The 22,550-nt window shown below is 53.6% G+C and carries 19 protein-coding genes; 6 read left to right on the forward strand and 13 right to left on the reverse strand.

Going from position 1 to position 22,550, the window contains the following annotated elements:
- Window positions 1-11: 11 nt before the first annotated feature.
- The 7 genes from TH2_RS12560 to TH2_RS12590 all read right to left on the reverse strand — a co-directional run bounded on the left by TH2_RS12560 (window position 12) and on the right by TH2_RS12590 (window position 9,497).
- A complete protein-coding gene (locus TH2_RS12560; protein ID WP_008890811.1) occupies window positions 12-1,214 on the reverse strand; it encodes a glycosyltransferase family protein in 1,203 nt (400 codons plus the stop codon).
- A gap of 133 nt (window positions 1,215-1,347) precedes the next feature.
- The gene (locus TH2_RS12565) at window positions 1,348-2,922 is read right to left on the reverse strand and encodes an MBL fold metallo-hydrolase (protein ID WP_008890812.1); all 1,575 of its coding nucleotides are present in this window, start codon (window positions 2,920-2,922) and stop codon (window positions 1,348-1,350) included.
- An 85-nt stretch (window positions 2,923-3,007) separates the two neighbouring features.
- On the reverse strand, window positions 3,008-4,261 hold the full coding sequence (locus tag TH2_RS12570) for a molybdopterin molybdotransferase MoeA (RefSeq protein ID WP_008890813.1): 1,254 nt from the start codon (window positions 4,259-4,261) through the stop codon (window positions 3,008-3,010).
- An 80-nt stretch (window positions 4,262-4,341) separates the two neighbouring features.
- Window positions 4,342-6,102: an ABC transporter permease gene (locus tag TH2_RS12575; RefSeq protein ID WP_157194092.1), complete on the reverse strand. Its 1,761-nt coding sequence runs from the start codon at window positions 6,100-6,102 to the stop codon at window positions 4,342-4,344.
- A gap of 81 nt (window positions 6,103-6,183) precedes the next feature.
- Window positions 6,184-7,209 (reverse strand): Fe(3+) ABC transporter substrate-binding protein, encoded by a 1,026-nt coding sequence (locus tag TH2_RS12580; protein ID WP_008890815.1) that lies wholly within the window; start codon window positions 7,207-7,209, stop codon window positions 6,184-6,186.
- Window positions 7,210-7,445: 236 nt separating this feature from the next.
- The gene (locus TH2_RS12585) at window positions 7,446-8,462 is read right to left on the reverse strand and encodes a Fe(3+) ABC transporter substrate-binding protein (protein ID WP_008890816.1); all 1,017 of its coding nucleotides are present in this window, start codon (window positions 8,460-8,462) and stop codon (window positions 7,446-7,448) included.
- Window positions 8,463-8,663: 201 nt separating this feature from the next.
- On the reverse strand, window positions 8,664-9,497 hold the full coding sequence (locus tag TH2_RS12590) for a 3'-5' exonuclease (protein WP_202949020.1): 834 nt from the start codon (window positions 9,495-9,497) through the stop codon (window positions 8,664-8,666).
- Between the two features lie 367 nt (window positions 9,498-9,864).
- On the opposite strand from TH2_RS12590, the gene TH2_RS12595 reads away from it, so the two are divergent.
- Window positions 9,865-10,896 (forward strand): ABC transporter substrate-binding protein, encoded by a 1,032-nt coding sequence (locus TH2_RS12595; protein WP_008890818.1) that lies wholly within the window; start codon window positions 9,865-9,867, stop codon window positions 10,894-10,896.
- A 157-nt stretch (window positions 10,897-11,053) separates the two neighbouring features.
- Complete coding sequence (locus TH2_RS12600) at window positions 11,054-12,664, forward strand: pentapeptide repeat-containing protein (protein WP_008890819.1); 1,611 nt, start codon at window positions 11,054-11,056, stop codon at window positions 12,662-12,664.
- A gap of 40 nt (window positions 12,665-12,704) precedes the next feature.
- On the opposite strand, the gene TH2_RS12605 is transcribed toward TH2_RS12600, so the two are convergent.
- Entirely contained in the window at window positions 12,705-13,073 is a 369-nt protein-coding gene (locus TH2_RS12605; RefSeq protein ID WP_008890820.1) for a thiol-disulfide oxidoreductase DCC family protein, read from the reverse strand.
- 195 nt (window positions 13,074-13,268) lie between these two features.
- Between TH2_RS12605 and TH2_RS12610 the strand changes: the two genes are divergently transcribed.
- On the forward strand, window positions 13,269-14,132 hold the full coding sequence (locus tag TH2_RS12610) for an ABC transporter permease (RefSeq protein WP_008890821.1): 864 nt from the start codon (window positions 13,269-13,271) through the stop codon (window positions 14,130-14,132).
- Complete coding sequence (locus TH2_RS12615; RefSeq protein WP_008890822.1) at window positions 14,132-15,157, forward strand: quaternary amine ABC transporter ATP-binding protein; 1,026 nt, start codon at window positions 14,132-14,134, stop codon at window positions 15,155-15,157. Before TH2_RS12610 ends, TH2_RS12615 begins: the two co-directional genes overlap by 1 nt.
- 21 nt (window positions 15,158-15,178) lie before the next feature.
- On the opposite strand, the gene TH2_RS20585 is transcribed toward TH2_RS12615, so the two are convergent.
- Both TH2_RS20585 and TH2_RS12625 read right to left on the reverse strand, forming a co-directional pair.
- Window positions 15,179-15,682, reverse strand: coding sequence for a M67 family metallopeptidase (locus tag TH2_RS20585; protein ID WP_008890823.1), 504 nt, complete (start codon window positions 15,680-15,682; stop codon window positions 15,179-15,181).
- Window positions 15,683-15,709: 27 nt separating this feature from the next.
- Entirely contained in the window at window positions 15,710-16,081 is a 372-nt protein-coding gene (locus TH2_RS12625) for a hypothetical protein (RefSeq protein ID WP_040823765.1), read from the reverse strand.
- A gap of 223 nt (window positions 16,082-16,304) precedes the next feature.
- Here TH2_RS12625 and TH2_RS12630 point away from each other — a divergent pair, with 223 nt between their 5' ends.
- Entirely contained in the window at window positions 16,305-17,276 is a 972-nt protein-coding gene (locus TH2_RS12630) for an RluA family pseudouridine synthase (RefSeq protein ID WP_008890825.1), read from the forward strand.
- A 119-nt stretch (window positions 17,277-17,395) separates the two neighbouring features.
- Window positions 17,396-18,262, forward strand: a complete 867-nt coding sequence (rpoH, locus tag TH2_RS12635; RefSeq protein ID WP_040823769.1) for an RNA polymerase sigma factor RpoH — start codon at window positions 17,396-17,398, stop codon at window positions 18,260-18,262.
- Between the two features lie 81 nt (window positions 18,263-18,343).
- On the opposite strand, the gene TH2_RS12640 is transcribed toward rpoH, so the two are convergent.
- The 3 genes from TH2_RS12640 to TH2_RS12650 form a co-directional block, all read right to left on the reverse strand.
- Window positions 18,344-18,829 carry a hypothetical protein gene (locus TH2_RS12640; protein ID WP_008890827.1) on the reverse strand — a complete coding sequence of 162 codons (486 nt, stop codon included), beginning with the start codon at window positions 18,827-18,829 and terminating at the stop codon, window positions 18,344-18,346.
- Between the two features lie 9 nt (window positions 18,830-18,838).
- A complete protein-coding gene (locus tag TH2_RS12645) occupies window positions 18,839-20,974 on the reverse strand; it encodes a serine/threonine-protein kinase (protein ID WP_008890828.1) in 2,136 nt (711 codons plus the stop codon).
- Window positions 20,975-21,220: 246 nt separating this feature from the next.
- Window positions 21,221-22,516 carry an adenylosuccinate synthase gene (locus TH2_RS12650; protein ID WP_008890829.1) on the reverse strand — a complete coding sequence of 432 codons (1,296 nt, stop codon included), beginning with the start codon at window positions 22,514-22,516 and terminating at the stop codon, window positions 21,221-21,223.
- Window positions 22,517-22,550 lie beyond the last annotated feature (34 nt).

The raw sequence follows: 22,550 nt of genomic DNA on the forward strand, positions 1-22,550 counted from the left end.
ATTCCCGATGATTATTCTGCGGCCATTTGTGGCGGAAGCCAGCGATCAACCAATTCGCCAACGCGATCCAGTCCGCCCATAAGGTTCGGAACAGTCACATGTGACGGTTTTGGCTGATGTATCAGACCACGCAGTGCGTCGGCCATTTCGCGCGGATCGCGACCACCATCTTCGGTCAGCATTCTGACCAGACCAAGCTTTTCTGCCGCCGCAGCGCGAACATACTGTTCAAGACGCGGAACAGTACGCGGTACGATAACGGCCGGTTTGTCAAAGGACAGGATCTCGCAGAAGGTGTTGTAGCCGCCCATGCCGATCACGCCGGCCGATTTGTGCATCAACACTTCGACATTGGCATCAAAGGTAATGACCGACAGTTTGTCGATCTTTTCCGCACGCTTCATGAATTCGTTTTGCTGTGTCGGCCCCATAAAGGGTCCGAGAACAACCAGCGACGGCACCGGAATGTCCGGGTCGGTTTCATAGGCGCTGAGTACCCAATCGACCAGATTGACGCCATCCCCACCGCCACCGGTCGTCACCAGATAATACGGTTCTTCAAGGCCAAGGGCACCGTGCTCCGGTGCGGGTCTGCGGGTGGCGGTACGTGGCAAATAGCCGGTATAGGACATCTTTTCTTCAACGCCCGGGGGCAAGTCGATCCCTTCGAGCGGATTACAGATTTCCTTGAGGCCATAAACCCAGATTTCATCATAGAGGTTTGCCAGGGCCGGAACGCATTGCTTGCGGTCCCATTCTTCGCGCAGGTTCACCGGATCATCCATCACATCGCGCAGGCCCATCACCAGACGGGTGCGCCGATGGCGCAACATCTGCAACGTAGACTCGACCTCGCCGCGCAAGCCAAGCGGTTCTTTATCGACGATAAAGATGTCCGGGTTAAACACATCGGCTGTGTGCTGAATAATCGATTCTCGCATTGCCAGAATCTGGTCGACATCGATATTGAGGTTAAGCGACGTATATTCGCCGTTAGACAGCTTGATCACGCCCGGAATGCGGACAAAGTCCACGCGCGAGCGGAACTCAAAGCTGCCGATAATTGGTGAGCCCGACAAAATCAGTACAGATACATCATCGCGATGCGATACCAGCGCATGCGCAATGGTACGGCAACGGCGCAAATGCCCAAGCCCAAAGGTATCATGGCTGTAAATCAGAACCCGATATCCGGAATTCCCTACGACTGACATATCCCCGCCCGCATGCGTAGTGGCCTCTGCTCCCCGCACAACCCATTAACAGGGTGACAGGTTCTTTGTTTATGGCAAGTAAATCCGTGAAGTCGGGGTTTGCGCCCTTCTTTCAGCTCCCGGACAATTGCTCTCATACTGAACCGATATCGCGCAAGACTTTTTCGAGCATCTCTTTTCTTTCTTCCGCAGTTTCAAGCGAACGAAGTTTTTCCGAAAGCGCCGTTACTGTACCAGCATAAAGATTATGCCAGTCATCGCGCGAGAGTTCTTCACCCGAAAGACGTGCTTGCGGAATAGCCGGCTGGCCTTTGCCCTTCTTGAGGGTGGCCGTGTCGTCAAGCATCGGCATGGAAATCAGCTTTTCCTCAATGCCCTGCGCCATCAGAACTTCTCGGAATGCCGCGCGTGCGCCTTCTTCACCGTGGGTGAGGAAAATCTGACGCGCGACTGGCAAGCGGTTCTTGGTCCATTGCAAAAGCATATCCTGATCGGCATGGCCGGAATAGACGTCCAACGTCCGAATACGGGCACGCACTTCGATTTCATCGCCGTGAATCCGCACATGTTTTGCCCCGCCCTGCAAAACACGCCCGAAAGAGCCCGCCGCCTGAAAACCAACCAGAAGCACGGTGCAATTAGGCCGCCACAGGTTGTTCTTCAGATGATAGCGAATGCGACCGGCATCGCACATGCCACTTGCCGAAATAATGATCGCACCGCTGGTGACCTGAGCAAGTTGTTTACTCGCCTGAACATCCGGCACCATATGGAACTTCGGATGCGACAGCGCCTGTGCGTCACCGCGCTTCAGGTGCTTGGCAAATACATCGGTCGCACGTTGCGCCAAGGGGCTATCGACAAAGACATTTGCCGGTGGCAACTGGCCGCGGTTGAAAAGATGCGCAAGATCAACAAGCAACTCTTGGGTTCTGGCAACGGCAAAACTCGGAATTACCAGATTGCCGCCATTACCCAGCGCATCCTGAACTTCCTTGCGCAGCATCTCACGGCGTTCTTCGTCGGTCATCACCGGACGGTTACGATCGCCATAGGTGGTTTCGACAAACAGATAGTCGACACCCGTCGGGGCCTCGGGCGCCTCGTTAAATACGGCCTCACCGGTTCCGACATCACCCGAGAACAGCAATCTTGTCGGCTTACCGTCTTTGTCGCCGTTCTCAATCTCCACCTCGATCGACGCGGAACCAAGAAGATGGCCCGCGTCCCAGAATCTCGCCCGCACACCATCAATCACCGGCAACCATTCGTGATATTCGACAGTCTTGAGCTGCGAAAGCGTATTTTCCGCGTCTTCACGGGTGTAGATCGGGGTGACTTCCGGACGACCGCGCCGCGCATTGCGACGGTTAAGGCGTTCGACTTCGCTTTCCTGAATGTATCCGGAGTCCGGTAACATATAGGTCAGAAGATCACAGGTCGGCTCCGTCGCATAAATTGGCCCGCCAAAACCGGCTTTGACCAACTTGGGCACCAGGCCGGTATGGTCAATATGCGCATGCGTCAGCAACACAGCCGAAATCCGGTCCGCCTCAAACGGGAACTTGCCATAGTTCAGTTCACGGACGGTTTTGCTGCCCTGGAACATACCGCAATCGACAAGGAAATTGCCCCGATCGGTCTGCAAAAAATAGCAAGACCCGGTCACCCCACCAGCAGCACCACAAAACGTCACCGATATCGTCATTCTATTCACTTTCGCGGATTGGAAACGATCCAACAGTCCGGCAAACCATGTTCGTTTGCAATGATGTGGATCATTTTTGATGAAGTCACTGCAGGCCTTGCAGCGGCAAATAAAGCACCAGATCTCCCTTGGAGACCTGCCCGCAATTTTCCGGCAGTTCAATCAGACCTTCGGCCCAGACCATTGATGACAACATCCCGGAACTGGTCGAAGAAAAAGCAATCGCTTCGAATTCGCCGTCATCATTGTGCACCAGGCGCGCGCGCAACCATTCCCTGCGCCCCGTGCCACGCTTGAAGTCAAAGCCGGCACGGACCGGAATACGTGCTGGCGTTAGCTCGGAATGATCCGCGCCCATCGCATGGCGCAGCAACGGCAAAACATATAGCAACCCTGAGACCAGGACTGATACCGGGTTCCCCGGAAGCCCGATCACCAGACAATCGCCGATCTTGCCGCGCATCAAAGGCTTGCCGGGCTTGATCGCAAGTTTCCAAGCGGTGATTTCACCAAGGCTCTCGACAACCGGCTTCAGAAGATCGGCCTTGCCGACCGAAACACCGCCAGATGTCATAATCACGTCATGTGACTTTGCCGCGCTCGCCAACGCGGTTTGCAACACATCAAAATTATCAGTGAGCAATCCAAGGTCTGTGACCTCGCAACCGATGGACCGCAACATCCCGATCATTGCGAAACGGTTGGAATCATAAATGCCCCCCGGCGGCAAAGGATCACCGGGCTTGGCCAGTTCATCACCGGTGGAGAAGACAGCAACTTTAAGGGGCCGCGCAACCGACAAGCTGCCAAATCCCTGCCCGGCCACGATTGCGATGTCCTGTGGGCGCAGGACTGTGCCTGCCTTCAAGACTGTATCACCGGTTTTGATGTCTTCGCCCAGCCAGCGGATATTTTGATGCAAGCTTGTGCGTGCGATCACGTCGGCATCAATTTCAATGATGGTTTCATCGGCATTGGCTTTGACGTTTTCCTGAATGATCACGCAGTCCGCGCCATCGGGGATCTCTGCCCCGGTCGCAATACGGATCGCGCATCCCGTTGGCAGGGTTCCGTCATAAGGGTGGCCTGCCAAGGATGCCCCGACCACCGAAACCGGGCCGTCAATCGCGGCCAGATCGGCATGGCGAAGGGCGTAACCATCCATGGCGGAGTTATCCACCGACGGCACGGAAACCCGCGCAATGACGTCCTTGCGCAAAATCGCACCGTAGCAATCACTGATCGGACGTTCTTGGGACGGCGTCATCACCGGCACTTCGGCAAAAGCAATGTCGAGCGCATCGGAAAGTGTTGTCAGTCCCGGTTTGATTGTTTGCATTCCGAAAGTTTCCTGCCGCCCTTGGTCTTGTTTTGTATTCCCATCCGTAATCAGGATAGCCCGATCATCGGCGGGACGCATCAGGATTGTCCGCTATGCCCCGGACGGGATTTTGAAATCGCACGGCTCAGCATAATCACCGGCACCACACCGACAAGCACAATGGTTAGCGCCCCAAGGGCAGCATGTTCAATCATTTCATCCTTGGCAAACTGATAGACATGGGTGGCCAGTGTATCAAAATTGAACGGACGCAGAATAAGCGTTGCTGGCAGTTCCTTCATGCCATCGACAAAGACCAGCACCGACGCCGCCAAAATGCCACCACGCACCATCGGGAAGTGAATGCGTTTCAGCGTTCCCCACGGGCTTTCGCCCAAGGTGCGCGCCGCATCATCCATGCTTGGTCGAACCTTGCCAAGGGCGGCTTCGATCGAGCCATAGGATACCGCCATGAACCGTACCGCATAGGCGAATACCAAAGCGAATACCGTCCCGCTTAACAGTAACCCGGTCGATATGCCGAAGGTATCGCGCATCATCGCATCCAACGCATTGTCAAACCGCGCAAACGGGATCAAAACCCCGATGGCCAAAACCGCGCCCGGCACGGCATAGCCGACCGATGACAGACGGACACAGAATTTCAAAAGCGGTTGCGGGAACAGGCGCAGTGCATAGGCCATAAATATCGCACAACCAACCGCAACAAGCGTCGCAAGCCCGGATACCAAAAGGCTATTGCCGGCAAATTCAAAGAAATCCGCCGTCCAGCTTTGATCAAAATAACCGATGGAATAATAAATCAGCACCAGCGACGGCACGACAAAGCCCAGCACAATCGGCAGGATACAAACCGCCAATGCCCCAGCCTTGGCAAGCGGGCTCAGTTCATAGCCCGGCAGTTCCTGAAAACGGCTGGTGGTGTCATGGAAACGCTGGCGGCGACGGGAATACCGTTCGATCACCATAAGCGCGATCACCACGGCCAACATGGTAAGTGCAATTTGTGCGGCACCACCGGCATTCCCCATCCCCAGCCAGACATTGAAAATGCCCGCCGTCAGGGTATGCACGGCAAAGAAATCAATCGTGCCAAAGTCATTGAGCGTTTCCATCAACGCGATCACGACACCAACAACGATGGCCGGTCGTGCCAGTGGCAAGGCCACCGTCAAAAACGAACTCCAGGCACTCCGCCCAAGGATACGGGCTGCCTCAATCGCACAGATGGATTGCGACAAGAACGCCGCACGCGCCAGCATGTAAACATAGGGATAAAGTGTCAGGCTGAGCACCATAATCGCACCACCCTTGGTGCGAATATCGGGAAACCAATAATCGGCCGCCGATTGCCAGCCAAACAAGTCCCGCAGGAAGCCCTGCAACGGTCCGGCATATTCCAGAAGATCGGTATAAACATAGGCCACGATATAGGCCGGAACCGCCATCGGCAGCAACATCGCCCATTCAAAGAACCGCTTTCCCGGAATTCGGCACATGGTCACAATCCATGCGGATGCAACACCGATCAGGGTCACACCAATACCGACGCCAAGCATCAGGATACCGGTATTCTTGAGGTACCTTGGCAACATGGTGGATGCCAGATGCGGCCAGATATTTTCGGTCGGAAACAGGGCAATCCACGCGACGGCAACAACCGGTGCCGCGACCATTGCTGCCACGATAAACGCGCCGATCAACCAAGCTGCAGACTGGCCACGCGGCAACCACAGCATCGCCTTACGTCCAGTGGGCGTGCGCATCGGATCAAAGGTTTCCGCCATGGCGCTCGGCCGAATGTCGTCTTCCTTTTGCGTCTGACAAGCGTTATTCAAGGCTGTTTCCGTTTCATTCGCCGAGGACTACTCCAAACGGTTCTGTTGGGCAGTCTTGATATCCCTGTATCGGTGTATCGTCTACTCGTTAAAGCCGACCTCATCAATCAAACGAATTGCCGCACCACGATTGGCCGCAACCGTATTGAGCGGCAGATCATCATGGACAAAAGTGCCCCAAGCCCGAACCTGTTCAGACCATGCAACGCCCGGTTTGACCGGATATTCAAAATTGATATCGGCATACATATGCTGGGCTTCGGCACCAGACAGGAATTCCACCAGCTTGATAGCATTTTCCTTGTTCGGCGCATATTTCATCAGCGCCACACCGGAAATATTGACATGCGTGCCACGATCGCCCTGATTGGGGAAAACGATGCGGACCTGTTTGGCGGCATCTGCCTTGTTCGGGTCATCAAGCATCTTGCCGTAATAATAGGAATTGCCAATCGCCACGTCACAGACACCCTGCGACACCGCCTCAATCTGATCGGTATCGGCACCTTGCGGTTTGCGGGCGAGATTATCCTTAAGCCCAGTCAGCCAGGTTTTGGTTTCTTCTTCACCATGATGGGCAAACATCGAGGCGATCAGGGCGATGTTATAAACATGCATGCCGGAACGCACACAAATGCGTCCCTTCCATTTCGGATCAGCAAGCTCTTCATAGGTGGTGATGGCATCGGGCTCCACCCGATCAAGCGAAGTGTAAAGCACGCGGGCACGCGTCGTCATCCCCACCCAAAGCTTGTCTTCATCACGGAACTGATCTGGAATGTTGGCATCCAGAACGGCACTTTCGATCGGCTGGGCGATATCGGCATCAACTGCATCCTGAATGCGTCCGATATCAACGGTCAACAGCAAGTCGGCTGGGGTGTTGCGCCCTTCGTGTTTGATGCGTTCCACCAGTCCACTTTGCGAGAAAAGCGTATTGACGCGAATACCGGTTTCCTCGGTAAAGCGTTTGAACATCGGCTCGATCAGAAAAGGCTGCCGGAGCGAATAGACATTAACTTCCTCTGCGGCATGGGCGGCGGGGAACATGGACAACCCCATCGCGGAAACAACAAGACCAAGAACGGTTTTGCGCAGAGAAATCATAAATGCCTCGTTTGGATCAGCTGCAGGTCGTACAGCAATTAGGAATGATTTGTATTTGCTGTGGCCGAAATTAAAGTGCCCGCACCGCCTTTTGCAAGCAAGAAAACCACATAAGAGCCATACCCGCAGTCACGAGTGCGCGACTGCATCCGGCCTTCGACCGCGTACCCAAACTGAAAAAAGGGGTGGCATTACACCACCCCTTTCAAAAAGCTCATCAGACTCAGTCGGTTTGACTATTCGTTATAACCGATCTCATCGACCATCTTGATCGCATCCGGGCTAAGGCGTGCGATTTCAGCCAGCGACAATTCATCCGCCTTGAACGTGCCCCAGGATTTTACATTATCGGCCCACTCGACGCCCGGCTTGACCGGGTATTCGTAGTTCACTTCAGCATAGATCTGCTGGGCAACGTCACCCGCCAGGAATTCCATCAGTTTGACGGCGTTGTCCTTATTCGGCGCGCTCTTGATCAGGCTCATGCCGGAAATGTTCATCGACATGCCGCGACCATCTTGGTTCGGGAAGACGATATTGACCGACTCTGCCCACGGACGCTGCTCTTCATTGTCCATCATCTTGCCGAAGTAATAGGTGTTGCCGATTGCGATATCGCACTCGCCTTCCTTGATCGCCTTGACCTGACCACGGTCATTACCCTGCGGTTTGCGCGCCAGGTTGCTCTTCAAACCTTCAAGCCACTCTTTGGCTTTTTCTTCGCCGTGAACCGCAATCATGGATGCGAACAGTGCGACGTTATAAACGTGTGTGCCGGAACGGGTGCAAACCTTGCCTTCCCATTTCGGATCGGCCAAATCTTCGTAGGAGGTAATTTCACCTTCTGCCACCCGCTCCTTGGAGGCATAAATCGCACGACCACGCTGGGTCAAAGCAAACCAGTGCCCTTCCGGGTCGCGGAGGTGGGCCGGAATATTGGCATCAAGGGTGTCATTCGAAACGGCCTCAGTCACACCGGCGTCAACTGCCTGCTGGATACGGCTGATATCAACGGTCATAAGGATATCGGCCGGGCTGTTTGCGCCTTCCTGCTTGATGCGTTCGACCAAACCTTTTTCAGCAAAGATCACATTAACGTCGATGCCGGTTTCAGCGGTGAACTTCTCAAAAAGCGGTTCGACCAGAAATTCCTGACGCAGGGAATAGACATTAACTTCCTGTGCCATCGCGGTTGTCGCAGCCATCGCTGTTGCGCCGGATACCGCACCACCGACGAGTTTCTTAATATCCATTTGAACGATCCCTGTTGAGTTTGACCCTGTTGAATTTGGGTGCGCGTTGAAACGTACTGACGTTGCAACTCAATTGCACATCCAATGCAATTAAGATCAACTCGCATTCAATTCAATAGTATTTCGCCCAGACAGACCTCGCAGTGTGACGCAATTCACTTATGCTAATTTGGCGCGCAAAAAAACGACGTTATGCCGCAGTCAAAGAACGTTAAACGACCCGCCACTTGATTGCTTCCATGCATCAAGGAATTCCTGATAGGCGGGAATGTCGCCTGCCCGTTCTTCAAGCCAGCCAACGGTCAGATTGATCGCATGGTTATAGCCATCATGATCGGTCAGCCCGGTATGAAGCGCATGACGCAGATACAACAAATAGGTATTCAAGACATCGGTCTCGCAATAGCGACGAATGCCATCAATCTCGCCATTGTCATACATGTCGGAAACCTTGCTGCCATCGACCCCGGTCTTGCCCGGCAGATCAAGGGCGGCACAAACCTCGTTCATCTTGGTACGGGCCGAGGCGCCATAATCGGATAAGACTTCCGCCAGATCACAATGCCAGTGCGGCGCATAGCGCGCGGTATAGTTTTCCCACTTGTTGGACGCCTGATGCAGCCAACGGGCTGAAACACCATGTTTCATCGCGCGGTATTTCAACACCGGCAAATCAAACCCACGACCATTGAAACTGACCAAACGCGGATAAAGCTTGCCACAATAGGCGAAGAACCCGTTCACAAGGTCCTTTTCCTCCGATGTCAATTCGCCGCCGGATCGCAATTCTTCGATCTCGTACATTTCGGTATCGCCGTCGCGCTGGATGGTCGCGCGCAGGAAGCTGATCGCCACCACCTTGTGAAACGGTTGGCGCGGGAAGCCATTGCGGCCACTGGTGATTTCAAGATGATAGTCTTCCAGCATCTTGCGACCGGTTTCAGGATCCGGCGCGTTTTCCCCGGTCAGCTGCGGCAGAACATCAATGTCGGGCACGGTTTCGATATCAAAAACGAACAGGTTTGTATGCATCATGACGGCCCCCGATTATCTGTGCCCGATTGGTTGGTTTGCCCAACATAACGACAAAGTCCGATAAATTCACGGGCAGAGTTAAACCAATCGCGCCGACAACCGTAAATCACATTACCTGACATCTCCTGCCATTCCTGTCAGGAGCATTCTGCAATGATATCAGCACGAAAACACTTATCACGTCGGCGTTATAATCGACACCGGGGGTTGCGCGCATTCTAACCACACGTCTAGAATTGCCGCACCTGTATCAGGGGCACGGTCAAATCGAAGTTCAGGATCACACCCGATCCCAAGCTTTGCGGGCTTCCCGCACCGACCATGCATTTGATGCGATTCCGGACCGCAACCACGAAGGGACAGAAGGATGAAAACCCTGCCTACCGGAGCCGCAATGCTTTTGGCCGCTGGCCTTGCATTTACTTCTCATTCAAGCGCAAACGCGCAAGATGCCACATGCGAGATTGATCGACCGGTGATGTTTGCCGGTCTCAATTACGACAGTGCGCTTTTCCATAACGCTGTTGCCCGCTTCATCATTGAAAAGGGCTATGGCTGCCAGACCGATGCCCTGCCCGGCGATGTCATCCCGCTTTTGACCGGGGCTGGCAAGGGCGATGTTGATATCGTCATGGAAATCTGGCGCGACAACGTTGCCGAAGCCTGGACCAAGGCCGAAGAAGCCGGCAATGTCAGCCAGATCGGGGTGAACTTCGATGACGCCGTCGAAGGCTGGTTCGTACCAACCTATGTTATCGAAGGCGATGCTGATCGCGGGATTCAGCCGATGGCGCCTGATCTGAAATCGGTCGATGATCTGGCGAAATATACAGAACTGTTCGAAGACCCGGAAGAACCGGGCAAAGGCCGTTTTTATAACTGCCCGTCGGGCTGGGTCTGTGAAAAGGTCAATTCGGCCAAGCTTGGTGCCTATGACCTTGATGACAGCTTCACCAACTTCCGCCCGGGCACGGGTGCGGCCCTTTCGGCTGCCATCGCATCGGCGCATAAGCGCGGTAAACCGGCCCTTTATTACTATTGGGGGCCGACCTGGGTAATGGGCCTTTATGACAGCACGCGTCTTGAAGAACCGGCTTATGACAAGTCGATCTTTGACGCGCTGAAAACAGAAGAAAACCCGACCAAGGCAACCGCCTACCCGCAAAGCACGATCACGATTGGTGTGAATAACGACTTCAAAGCCGCCGCACCAACCCTGATCAATTTCCTGACCAACTACGAAACCAGCAACGCGCTGGTATCGGAAATGCTGGCCTATATGCAGGAAAATGATGAAAAGCCCGATGGGGCCGCGATGCATTTCCTGAAATCCAAGCCAGACGTCTGGAAAGCGTGGGTGCCAGCGGATGTTGCGGCACGCGTTGAAAGTGCGATGTAACCTCGATACCATAACCTTATACAAACACCCCGCTGGAGAAACCTTGCGGGGTGTTTGTTCTTGATCCCCCATTCACATAATTCCCGATTGCAAACCAAGACCAAGGCACGTTTAATCAGTTAAACAGTATAAACCGCCTATTGAGTTGGGGAGCGACATGAATCGGCAAGAAACACTCGCTCTTCTGAAAGAAGGCAAAGATGCTTGGAACTCTTGGGCTACGAATATTCTCCGTAAGCGCCAGGACTTGGAAGATGCCGGGAACTGGTCGTCAACTTTCGATGAGAATACAGGTGCAGAAGTTGCCGAAAATCAGAAAACTCGAAAATGGTTTGAAGAAGCGAAGGCAGTGTTTAAGGGATTTTTTGCCAATGAGATATTTGAGCAACCTGTACTCATTAACGGAATAATATTTCCGGCTGATGTTCAAATGGAAAATCTCACTTACTATGGTGATCTGTTTCTTGAACAATGCGAATTTTTCGGAACACTATTCGCCTCAAATGTCGAAACAAGAAGGTTCACATCCTTTAAAGATTGCGTTTTTCACAAATCGGTACATTTTTCTGGTGCACAATTCGCATCTAATTGTTCTTTTCAAGGTGCAACCTTCAACGGGCGCGTTGAATTTCGAAAAGCCTATTTCGGTAAGGTAGCCATCTTCGATAACAGCACTTTTAGGGGTTTTTGCGATTTCGGAAGCGCGGAGTTCGAGGAAGGCGCGCGCTTTAAAAATGCAGTTTTCGAAGAGATATCGTTTTTCCGGAGCACGAAGTTTCGTTGGTATTCAGAGTTTACGAACACCGAGTTTCGCGCGGGAATCTCCTTCGACGAGGCTCAATTCTCCAAAGAAGTGCGCTTCAACTTAACCCAATTCGAGAAACCCGCATCTTTTAGAAGTTCTGTTTTCAAAGATGAAGTTTGGTTTCAAGGCTCACAATTCAAAAAGGCTTGCAACTTTGAAGATGCAACGTTCGACGGCACAGCACTGTTCAGTAACGCACGCTTTAAAGAAGAAGCATCTTTTGAGAACGTAAATTTCTTAAACCCTACCTCTTTCGAAAACTCTATTTTTGATGGACCTGCATCATTCAGGTACTCTGAGATCGGAAGAAAACTCGATCTTAATCAAACGTATTTCACAGAAGTTCCTGATTTTCGGCAAACCCATTGTGAAGAGGCCCCTTTACTTGACAACGTCAAAATTGATCAACGCATCGCCGAAATTCCAGCTATTTCCAATGGCGAGAACTTCTCCGTCACAGCGAAATATCGTGCACTCAAACGTCTTGCCATTCAGGGACATGATCATAAGCACGAGGTTGAGTTCTTTGCAGAGGAGCTCAAATCTCGCCGGTTGATGATTTACACACCGTGCGATCCGAATTGGTGGCTAAGTTTTCTCTTTGACGAATTATCTGATTACGGACGATCTATCGTCAGACCTCTGATGTATTGGATTGGCGTCGTCATGCTGTCCGCTGTGCATTACATCGCAATGGCGACACCATTGGACATTGTGCGAGCTGAAAAATGCTTTGCGGGTGCAGGTTCACAGGTAAACACCGCTTACCAATTGGCTTTTGCCAAAGGGTTGCTGGTTCCGGGATTAGCAGACCGGACGATTGTGACGCAGGCATATGACTGCCTTTTTGGTGATATCATTCCCGGAAGCGCCACTGTCGTCGCAAGTATCCAAACACTGTTGTCGGCAATCCTGCTGTTTTTGTTGCTGCTTGGTATCCGCAATCGCTTCAAGCTTAAATAGCCCAAGACTTCGCGGCGCAAAAGGATAAGAGGTTCCAGCCCTACTCGTTAGCTGCGGCAACCTGACAGTGCGTAAGGCGTTTGAAGCGCCATGCCGCCCATAGGCGATACACAAGATTTGCGATCTGGCGAACAATCGGCAAGGCAACAATAGCGGCCAAAACACCCCATCTGTCTAGCTGGCGCCAGATCAGAATGAACGCATCAGCACCGGCATGCCATTGCCCATCTGAGTCGAGGGCGCGCATTTGCTTTAAGCCTTCGACAAGGGAAATGCCGTACTTTTCAAGATCACCAGCGTGTTCCGTGACATCGCGCCATTCGAAAACGCCTCTTGGCGCGATCTTGCGGTAGTAATTGATTTCTCTGGAACACAGACCGCATTTTCCATCAAAGAACACAGTGATCATCGCAACCTCTCAGGAAAACAATATTGTCTATCATTTACGGCTTTGGCTGGCCTCTGGATTATCAATCACAGGAATAGGCGACCAAAAGAAGTCAGGAGATGTCAGCCAAAGTTCGATTTACGGTCGCGCGGCCCACATGATCTTGTTAGGCTCTTACGCTCATTGATTTTTTGAGCAGATCGGGCCAATTGCGCCATGTTTCCAGAACAGTTGAATGTGCCTTTGGGCAAGTGGGTCAATCAGTTTGTTGATTGGCTGGTGATCAATTACGGCGCGGCGTTTGAGGCCTTTGCCGACAGCTTGCTAACCGTTTTGGTGGCACTCGAGCAGGTATTGCGTGGTGCGCCCTGGTGGGTGGTTTTGATCGCCATTGCTGCCATCACCTGGCATGCCAGCAAGAACTGGAAACTGGTTACTGGCTTAGTGATCGCGATGTTTGCCATTGGCACATTGGGCCTGTGGGACAAAGCAATGCAGACCTTGGCGCTGATGATTGTCGCCACATCGCTTTCGGTTCTGATCGGCATTCCGGTCGGGATTGCCATGGCGATGTCCAATCGCCTGCGGGCCGTCATGTTGCCGATCCTTGATACGATGCAGACCATGCCGAGTTTTGTGTACCTGATCCCTGCCCTGATGTTGTTTGGATTGGGCAAGGTTCCGGCCATTCTGGCGACGGTGATCTATGCCGCCCCGCCCGTCATGCGCCTGACCGATCTTGGTATTCGCCTTGTTGATCAGGAAGTGCTTGAAGCGTCGCGATCATTCGGCGCCAGCCGCAAGGAGATCCTGTTTGGTGTGCAGTTGCCGCTTGCACTTCCCAACATTATGGCCGGGATCAACCAGACGACGATGATGTCAATTTCGATGGTGGTGATCGCCTCGATGATTGGCGCGCGCGGATTGGGGGAACAGGTCCTGATGGGTATTCAGCGTCTGGACGTTGGTGCGGGGATGGAAGCCGGTGTTGCGATTGTGCTTCTGGCCGTGGTGTTTGACCGGATCGGTCAGGCTTATGGCAAGCGATCACAACGATCGCACGATGCGGAGGACGCGTAATGAGCTACATCGAAATCCGCAATATTTTCAAAATCTTCGGGCCTGATCCGCAATCTGCACTTGAACTGGCAAAGGGTGGTGCTGACAAGGATGAAATCCTTGCCAAGACCGGTCATACGGTTGGTCTTCACGATGTGTCCCTGTCGATTGAACAAGGGGAAACCTTCGTCGTCATGGGCCTGTCTGGATCAGGGAAATCAACCCTGATCCGCCATCTTAATCGCCTGATTGATCCGACAGCGGGTGAAGTATCATTTGGTGGCGAAGATATCCTTGCCATGGATATCCCGACACTGAATGCGTTTCGTCGCAAGCGGCTTGGCATGGTGTTTCAGCGCTTTGGCCTGCTTCCCCATCGCAATGTGATGGATAACGTGGCCTATGGGCTCGAAATCCAGGGTAATGCGCGCAAGGAGCGCGAAGCCGCCGCATCTAAATGGATCGAACGTGTGGGTCTGGCGGGGTATGAGGCCAAATATCCCGATCAACTATCAGGTGGCATGCAGCAACGTGTCGGCCTTGCCCGGGCCTTGGCGACCGATCCAGAAGTTTTGCTGATGGACGAGGCTTTCTCGGCCCTTGATCCATTGATCCGATCCGACATGCAAGATGAGTTGATGAAGCTTCAGGCGGAGCTTCATAAGACCATCGTGTTTATTACCCATGATCTGGACGAGGCGCTTAAGATCGGCGACCGGATCGCGATCCTGAAAGACGGCAAGCTTGTGCAGGTCGGACGGCCGGAAGAGATCGTGCTTAAGCCCGCAGATGACTATGTGCAGGCCTTTACCCGCGACGTGAACAGATCACGCGTCTTGCGCGCAAAGTCGATTATGGAGCCGATCACATCTGGCGAAAACCAAGCGGCACACGAAGACTGGCCAAGCATCGCGGCAAATGCACGTCTTGCCGATATTCTGCCAGTTGCACTTGCGAATGGCACGTCAATGACGGTGCGTGATGCCAAAGACACTGCGATTGGGACGCTGTCGCCACAACAGATTGTCGAAGCACTGGAAGGTTAAGCCAGAGCGCATTGCGAGATCTTAGCGGTCAATAATCTGGCAGCGCCGAAAGTATCGTAGTTGTGATTGCTCTGCCGCGTCGGCGGTTGATTGGTGAATGATGCGATAAAGGCCGCTGTCGCCTGCGCGATTATGTTCGGTGGCAATGATCAGCCACAGAAAACCATGTTCATCAGCGCGTGCGCGGTCTGTCGGCGATGGCAAGGCCTTGCCATTGGGGTGGGAATGAAAACATCCCACAACGCGCTCCCGCTTTTGCCGCGCAGTACGATGCGCATCAATCAGGGTTTGCGGATCAATTTCAAACGTGGTCAGCGGATCTTCCGCGACGTTGCGCGCAAACACAACACGGTCGATCCGGTTCGGGGTATCGATGGCGGCAATCAGAAGGCCGCAGGATTCTTCCGGCCATTTAACAGCGGCAAAATCACGGATTTCTTCGAGAATCACCTTGCCAAGCGCGATGTGGGTCTGATCATCGCCACCTGATGAGCTGTTGTTTGCGATCCCCTGCCCGTTTGCCATCGCTGCCCGCGCCCTTGTGGTTTCAGACTACTGCGCGGCCTGTTGCAAAAGGATACGGCCAAGGACCTTCTTTTCGCTCAGGGAAACGATAACAAGACGCGCGCTGTCACCTTGTGGGCCTTCGATATGGAGCGTGGCCTGCGAACCATCGACAGAATAGCCAACAAGACGTTCTCCTTCATCAAGGTCGATAACAATGTCACCGAATGCGGCAAGAGCACCTTGCGAGGCCGCATTATCGCCACCTGCAAACGGCACGGACGGCGTCACCGTTGGTGTGTTTACCTCAACACTTGGATCGGTGGCGTTCTTGTCGAGCGACAGGCCATAGACGACAAGTCCGATACCCACCACGATCAGAATGCCCATGAACGCGACCAGAGCCTTAACTACACGCATCGTATTTCCAACTGACAAAGTTTGATGAAACCTGCATGCTCGCCAGAAGCGCGATCATACGTACCCTGTTTCAAGGCCATAGCGACAAGCACGATCAATTGCAAGGCAACAACGCAAATGAAGCAAGTTGTCGCAATTCGTTGCAATCGCCGGACAAAGCGCTAAAAGCGGCGAACACATGCATCATTACAGTCACCAAATCAAACCATGCCAATAGCAAACGATGTCTGAAAACCTGACCTATACCGCGACAAACCAGGACGAAGGTGCCCGCCTTGATAAGGTGTTGGCAACCGCGTGGCCCAATCAGTCGCGTTCGCGGATCAAGGCCTTGATCGAAGACGGTCAGCTTTGCGTCAATGGCACGCCTGCGACCAAGATGTCTGCCAAGGTCAAGGCTGGTGATGTTTTTGATCTGAGTGTTCCCGAACCGGAAATGGCCGAACCCACACCCGAAGACATCAAACTTGATGTGCTTTTTGAAGATGAAGACCTGCTCGTGATCAACAAGCCCGCCGGCATGGTTGTTCATCCTGCGGCCGGCAATGAAAGCGGAACACTTGTGAATGCGCTTCTGGCGCATTGCGGGGACAGTCTTTCGGGTATTGGCGGGGTTAAACGCCCGGGGATCGTGCACAGACTGGACAAGGACACCAGCGGTGCAATGGTGGTCGCCAAGAACGATGCCGCCCATCGCGCCCTTTCAAACCTGTTTGCCGAGGACAAGGAAAACATCGAGCGCGCCTACCTTGCGGTCGTGTGGGGTGTTCCCCGCCCCCGTTCCGGTGATATCGAAGGCAATATTGGTCGCAGCCCGCGCAATCGGAAAAAGATGGCGGTGGTCAAAAAAGGGGGAAAATATGCCCTCACACACTACAAGACTCTGCAGACTCGCGACGACTCGTTGGCGTCCCTTGTTGAATGCCGCCTTGCAACCGGACGGACGCATCAAATTCGTGTTCATATGAACCATATCGGGCACGCACTTGTATGTGATCCGGTTTACAGCCGAAACAGACCAGCTGGTAAACTCAACCTAGAAGCGCAACAGATTTTGAACGCATTCAACAAACAGGCGCTGCATGCCCGAACGTTAGGATTTCTGCACCCTCGCACCGGTGCCTATATATCCACAGAGGCACCTATACCAGGTGACCTTTTGGCACTGATGCGGGTCTTGGAACTATACCTTTGAATAGACAATACCAGACCTAACGTCTAATTTTCCATTGACGGTTTCTAATACTCCCGTATAAGCTCCTAAAAAGTGCAAGGGGTAAAATGCACTTTTAGAAAGCAATACGGGAGGCTTTGATGAAGCAAGGAAACGCTCTTCCAACTATCTCTCAAGATGGTCTCACGGTATACCTTCAACGTATACGCCGCTACCCGATGCTTACCCCGGAACAGGAGACGACCTATGCCTGTAATTTCCGGGACAAGGATTGCGATAAATCTGCTGAAAAACTGATTACCAGCCATTTGCGCCTGGTCGCCAAGATCGCGATGAGTTACCGCGGATATGGCCTGCCGATCAATGAACTTATTTCCGAAGGCAATGTCGGCCTGCTGCAGTCGGTAAAACGCTTCGACCCGGACAAGGGCTTCCGCCTTGCGACATATGCGATGTGGTGGATCCGCGCTGCCATCCAGGAATACATCCTGCATTCATGGTCGCTTGTGAAAATGGGTACGACTGCGGCACAGAAAAAGCTGTTCTTCAACCTGCGCAAACTTAAAAGCCAGATGCAGGCGATCGATGAAGGCGACCTTCAACCTGAACAAGTTGAGCTGATCGCGACCAAACTCAATGTGTCCGAAGATGATGTTGTGATGATGAACCGCCGCCTGGCCGGTCCGGATCACTCACTGAATGCGCCGGTCCGTATTGAGGGCGACGGTGAATGGGTCGACTGGATCGAAAGCGATGACGAAGATCAGGAAACCCTGTATGGCAAGCGTGAAGAATTCCTGCAGCGCATGAGCATGCTCAAAAACGCGATGTCGCATCTCAATGATCGTGAACGCGATATTCTGACGCAGCGCCGCCTGCTTGAAAGCCCGGTCACGCTTGAAAACCTGAGCCTTGCCTATGGCATCTCACGCGAGCGCATCCGTCAGATCGAAGTACGCGCCTTTGAAAAGGTCCGCAAATCGATCCATACGGACCTGCCCCACTAATACTGCTTGCTTTGCGTCCCTTCTGAAACAACTTGCGGCGGACATTGTCGCATGGTCTTTTTCAATCAGGTCACGCAGTGATCAGTTCCCGGACCGATCCACTTCCTTGATCAGACTATCGCCCCAGGTTTTGATAAGTCCGCGCTGTTTCTTGCGTAATTCACTGACACGACGCTGGGCTGCCAGGTTCAGAACGTTGGCAACAATTGGTGGCATGGCGAGGTATAAAAGCCAACCAAGGCCCGCTGCCCCATACATGATCGACAGCGCCAGTGGCTGGAAAACGGCCTGCGTTGCCCCGCCAACCGTTTGCGATGGCTGCATCCAGACTTCCAGAATGTAGGGCGCAACCCCTGAAAAGTTCAGACCGAAGACACACCGCGCCATCGTCCTGCCCGCGCTGCGATCAAAGATAAAGGCCACAAGTGACGGTAAAAGCCCGACCGTCAACGTGATAAATGTGGGAAGTGCGACCATGAACAGCAGCACGGCGGATGCAATAACCGACAAGCCGGAAAATGCGCTGCGACCGCCTTTTTTTGTGCCTACTCGTTTACCCTTTGCCATGGCGATCCCTTAAAAGATATGCATCAAGAACAGCGCGGATACTGTCAGTAGTGCGATCATGGTGGACGCGAAAGCAGCCGCCTGTTGCCCGACCTTTTCGGCCAGCTCCATACGGGCAGGCCCCGACGATTCAAGATCAAACACTTCGCTTTCCGCTTCGGAATATTCCGCGACGGCTTCGACAAACTCTGACTGATCCTTGCGACGTTCCTGTTCGTCATTGATCAGGTTATACAGTTCGACAAGATTGCCGCGTTTGGCCAGTTTGGGAATCTCGGTCTCGACCCGTTCACGACGTGCCTTGCTATGGAATACCTTGATCGCCGGTTCCATCAAACGCGCAACCCAATGCGACAGGTTCTGCAAATTGTCCGGCCCATGACGCCACTGCACAATCGCCAGCATGCTGATGATTGCGCGGCTATATTCGACCTCGTCAGATGGGTTTTGCATCGCCAACAACTGCCCCTCGACATCGTCCTCCAGTCGGGCGGCAATGAAGGCGGCGATATGACGATCCACCGGCCAGCTTTCTTCGGATGCGGTTTCGGCTGCCTTTTCAAGGGCTGGCAGCAGATCTGCGATCTCGACGACATATTCCTCTTCGACCAGCGGGCTCAGGCAATGCTGGTTGCGCACGGTTGCATAGAGGCAGCGCTCATACCCGTAACCGGCACTTTGCTGCTGAATGTAATAGCGCAGGTTCTTGTAGAGCTGCTGTTGCCTCTGGACCTCGGGGCTGTATCCCATCTGACGGCCAAACCAGAAAGATGGAATATCGCGCACGATCACGTCGGCAAAACGTTGTGGCCCCTTTCCATGTTGGACATCATAGGACAGCATGAAACCAAGCCCATCGACCATCGACGAAAAACCCTTGAACCGGATCGGGCCTGCCGGATCCAGAATCAGGATGGACCGCGCAACCAACACGTCCTCTGCCGACCGTTTATCCGTCCCGGCCCACTGCAGTTGTCGCATGGCATCCGATAGCGCCTTGGCGCGATCATTATCGCCAAGGCCTCGCCGCAACCAGACTTCGACCGTGCTGTCACGCAACGGGCCAAGCGCTGTTACCCAGTTCTTTGCGATCCCCTGCGCCAATGATCGCACGGTATAATAATCCCGACCAGCCAGGTTTTGAGACCGTGCTGCCCGCTTTTCCGTATTGGCCTGAACCGGCTTGGTCCGTCTTCCGTCCAGCCAGGCGTTCAATTCGGCCAAGCCCCAACGTTCTTCGGGATCATCACACAACAGACCACGAACCGGTTCAATCAGAACAAGCGGAAGCTTTTCGTGTGATGCGATTGCCTGAAACGACCCTTTGGCCAGTTTAAGCTCGATAATTTCCTGATCATTCAGCTTTTTGAGTGGCTGGCGGCCAATGCCAAGCTCGGCCAAAGTCATGCCAAGCGCATAGAAATCGTCGGTCGCATTGCCCGAACCACGACCGGCAGGATCAGCGCTCATACGTGCTGTGGTCTCATAAACCGCTGGCTGATCATAACCGGGCGGGCCACTGGCACAATCGCCAAGCACGACCTTTTCACGCATTGGATCGGCAAAGAACAGGTTATCAGCGCGAATATTGCGGTGTGCCAGCCCCTTCTCGCTGAATGCCTGCATGGCATTCATCAGCGGCTCGACCACAACCGTGGCGATATCATGCTCATCGATGGCGAGTTTCTTGTGTTCGCGCGCAACGACCTTTCCGCCTGCCGGCTTTTCATAAAAAAGCACCATTGTCTTGCGACCAATCGGCGGCCAATAGGCGGTTTCATAATCGATAAGGTCAATCTGACCGGCCATATGCATACCAGCCAAGAAGGTCAGATGGTCATGGCGGGTCGGAAGAACCGGATCGGTTACCAGCGCAAAGGCGCTACCCTCTTCGCGGCGGAGATTGTCAGCCGAATAGGCCTTGCAATGGCCCATGTCGAATTCGGGCATCCGCAAATCCAGAAAGACGCGAAAATTACCGATCTCGACACTTTTGCCGCCTGCATTGATTGCAACACCATCAAGTTCTGGGGATTCTTCGGGTTCCTCAGGCGCAGATGCGCCGCCGCCCGGTGCATCCATCACCGGCCCTGTCGCAGCACCATTCGAAACGTCCTGTTCCTGATCTTCTGCTTGCTCTGCCATGGTCCCGATATTTCTTTACAGGTTATCATTCCCTGAGTGACGCACTTACTTGGGCCAAAAGTCTTCCTGACCTAACCCTCAGAACGCTATCCTCAAAAGGTTGATAAAACGATACTTGTGATCCCCCCTGTCGGCAAGCTGTTATCCCTCAGGCGCAGTCACGGATGAACAGTAAGACCCGCAACTGCAAACAAAAAAGCCACCAGTCATAAACTGGTGGCTTTCGAAGTTCGTAAATTCAGGCGATCAGGCGCTGAACGGATCGTGCACCAGAATGGTGTCATCGCGCTCCGGGCTGGTTGACAGAAGCGCAACCGGCGCTTCAATCAGCTCTTCGATACGACGAACATATTTGATCGCGGTTGCCGGAAGGTCGGCCCAGCTACGCGCGCCCATGGTCGTTTCCGACCAGCCGTCGATGGTTTCGTAAACCGGTTTGGCTTTGGCCTGCAGACGCTGGTTGGCCGGCAGATGATCATAGATTTTGCCATCAATATCGTAACCGGTGCAGATCTTGATTTCATCAAATCCATCAAGAACATCCAGCTTGGTAAGCGCAATGCCGGTAATGCCGTTGACCTTGACCGACTGACGGACAAGGGCCGCATCAAACCAGCCGCAACGACGCTTACGGCCGGTGACGACACCGAACTCGTGACCGCGCTGACCAAGACGTTCGCCGTCTTCATCAAACAGCTCGGACGGGAACGGACCTTCACCAACACGGGTGGTGTATGCCTTGGTGATCCCCAGAACATAACCCACACCAGACGGGCCCATACCGGAACCGGCAGCAGCCTGACCGGAAACAGTGTTCGACGAGGTCACAAACGGATACGTGCCGTGATCGACATCAAGCATCGTGCCCTGTGCGCCTTCGAACAGGATGCGTTTGCCTGCTTCCTTAAACTGATTAAGCGACTTCCAGACAGTGTCGGAGAACGGCAGGATTTTCGGTGCGATTTCCTTAAGCTGCGCCAGCAGTTCCAAACCGTCGACTTCCGGCTGGCCGAGACCACGCAGAAGTGCATTATGGTGCGTCAGAAGGTTTTCGACCTTGGCTTCAAGCAGATCAGTGTCTGCCAGATCACCTACGCGGATGGCACGGCGGCCAACGCGGTCTTCATATGCCGGGCCGATGCCACGACCGGTGGTGCCGATCTTGTTGTCGCCCGATGCAGCCGCTTCGCGCGCACGATCAAGATTGCCATGCAGCGGCAGGATCAGGCAGGCATTTTCGGCCAGACGCAGGTTTTCCGGGGTGATATCCACGCCCTGCTCTTTCAGGCGGCCGATTTCGGCAAGCAGCGCCCACGGATCAACAACGACGCCGTTGCCAATCACCGAAAGTTTGTTTTCACGGACGATACCTGACGGCAGCAGGCTCAGCTTATAGGTGGTTCCGTCGATCACCAAAGTATGACCGGCGTTGTGACCACCCTGGAAACGCACAACAACGTCTGCCCGTTCGGACAGCCAGTCGACGATCTTGCCTTTACCTTCGTCCCCCCACTGGGAACCGATCACGGCAACATTGGTCATCGCAAAACTCCTTGCGCGATAAAAAGTTCGTTCG

The organism is Thalassospira profundimaris WP0211, from assembly GCF_000300275.1.
Taxonomy (GTDB): Bacteria; Pseudomonadota; Alphaproteobacteria; order Rhodospirillales; family Thalassospiraceae; genus Thalassospira; species Thalassospira profundimaris.

Coding starts and splice junctions, on each gene's coding strand:
- TH2_RS12560 (WP_008890811.1), bottom strand. CDS start 1,214: ATGTCAGTCGTAGGGAATTCCGGATATCGGGTTCTGATTTACAGCCAT.
- TH2_RS12565 (WP_008890812.1), bottom strand. CDS start 2,922: ATGACGATATCGGTGACGTTTTGTGGTGCTGCTGGTGGGGTGACCGGG.
- TH2_RS12570 (WP_008890813.1), bottom strand. CDS start 4,261: ATGCAAACAATCAAACCGGGACTGACAACACTTTCCGATGCGCTCGAC.
- TH2_RS12580 (WP_008890815.1), bottom strand. CDS start 7,209: ATGATTTCTCTGCGCAAAACCGTTCTTGGTCTTGTTGTTTCCGCGATG.
- TH2_RS12585 (WP_008890816.1), bottom strand. CDS start 8,462: ATGGATATTAAGAAACTCGTCGGTGGTGCGGTATCCGGCGCAACAGCG.
- TH2_RS12590 (WP_202949020.1), bottom strand. CDS start 9,497: ATGATGCATACAAACCTGTTCGTTTTTGATATCGAAACCGTGCCCGAC.
- TH2_RS12595 (WP_008890818.1), top strand. CDS start 9,865: ATGAAAACCCTGCCTACCGGAGCCGCAATGCTTTTGGCCGCTGGCCTT.
- TH2_RS12600 (WP_008890819.1), top strand. CDS start 11,054: ATGAATCGGCAAGAAACACTCGCTCTTCTGAAAGAAGGCAAAGATGCT.
- TH2_RS12605 (WP_008890820.1), bottom strand. CDS start 13,073: ATGATCACTGTGTTCTTTGATGGAAAATGCGGTCTGTGTTCCAGAGAA.
- TH2_RS12610 (WP_008890821.1), top strand. CDS start 13,269: ATGTTTCCAGAACAGTTGAATGTGCCTTTGGGCAAGTGGGTCAATCAG.
- TH2_RS12615 (WP_008890822.1), top strand. CDS start 14,132: ATGAGCTACATCGAAATCCGCAATATTTTCAAAATCTTCGGGCCTGAT.
- TH2_RS20585 (WP_008890823.1), bottom strand. CDS start 15,682: ATGGCAAACGGGCAGGGGATCGCAAACAACAGCTCATCAGGTGGCGAT.
- TH2_RS12625 (WP_040823765.1), bottom strand. CDS start 16,081: ATGCGTGTAGTTAAGGCTCTGGTCGCGTTCATGGGCATTCTGATCGTG.
- TH2_RS12630 (WP_008890825.1), top strand. CDS start 16,305: ATGTCTGAAAACCTGACCTATACCGCGACAAACCAGGACGAAGGTGCC.
- rpoH (WP_040823769.1), top strand. CDS start 17,396: ATGAAGCAAGGAAACGCTCTTCCAACTATCTCTCAAGATGGTCTCACG.
- TH2_RS12640 (WP_008890827.1), bottom strand. CDS start 18,829: ATGGCAAAGGGTAAACGAGTAGGCACAAAAAAAGGCGGTCGCAGCGCA.
- TH2_RS12645 (WP_008890828.1), bottom strand. CDS start 20,974: ATGGCAGAGCAAGCAGAAGATCAGGAACAGGACGTTTCGAATGGTGCT.
- TH2_RS12650 (WP_008890829.1), bottom strand. CDS start 22,516: ATGACCAATGTTGCCGTGATCGGTTCCCAGTGGGGGGACGAAGGTAAA.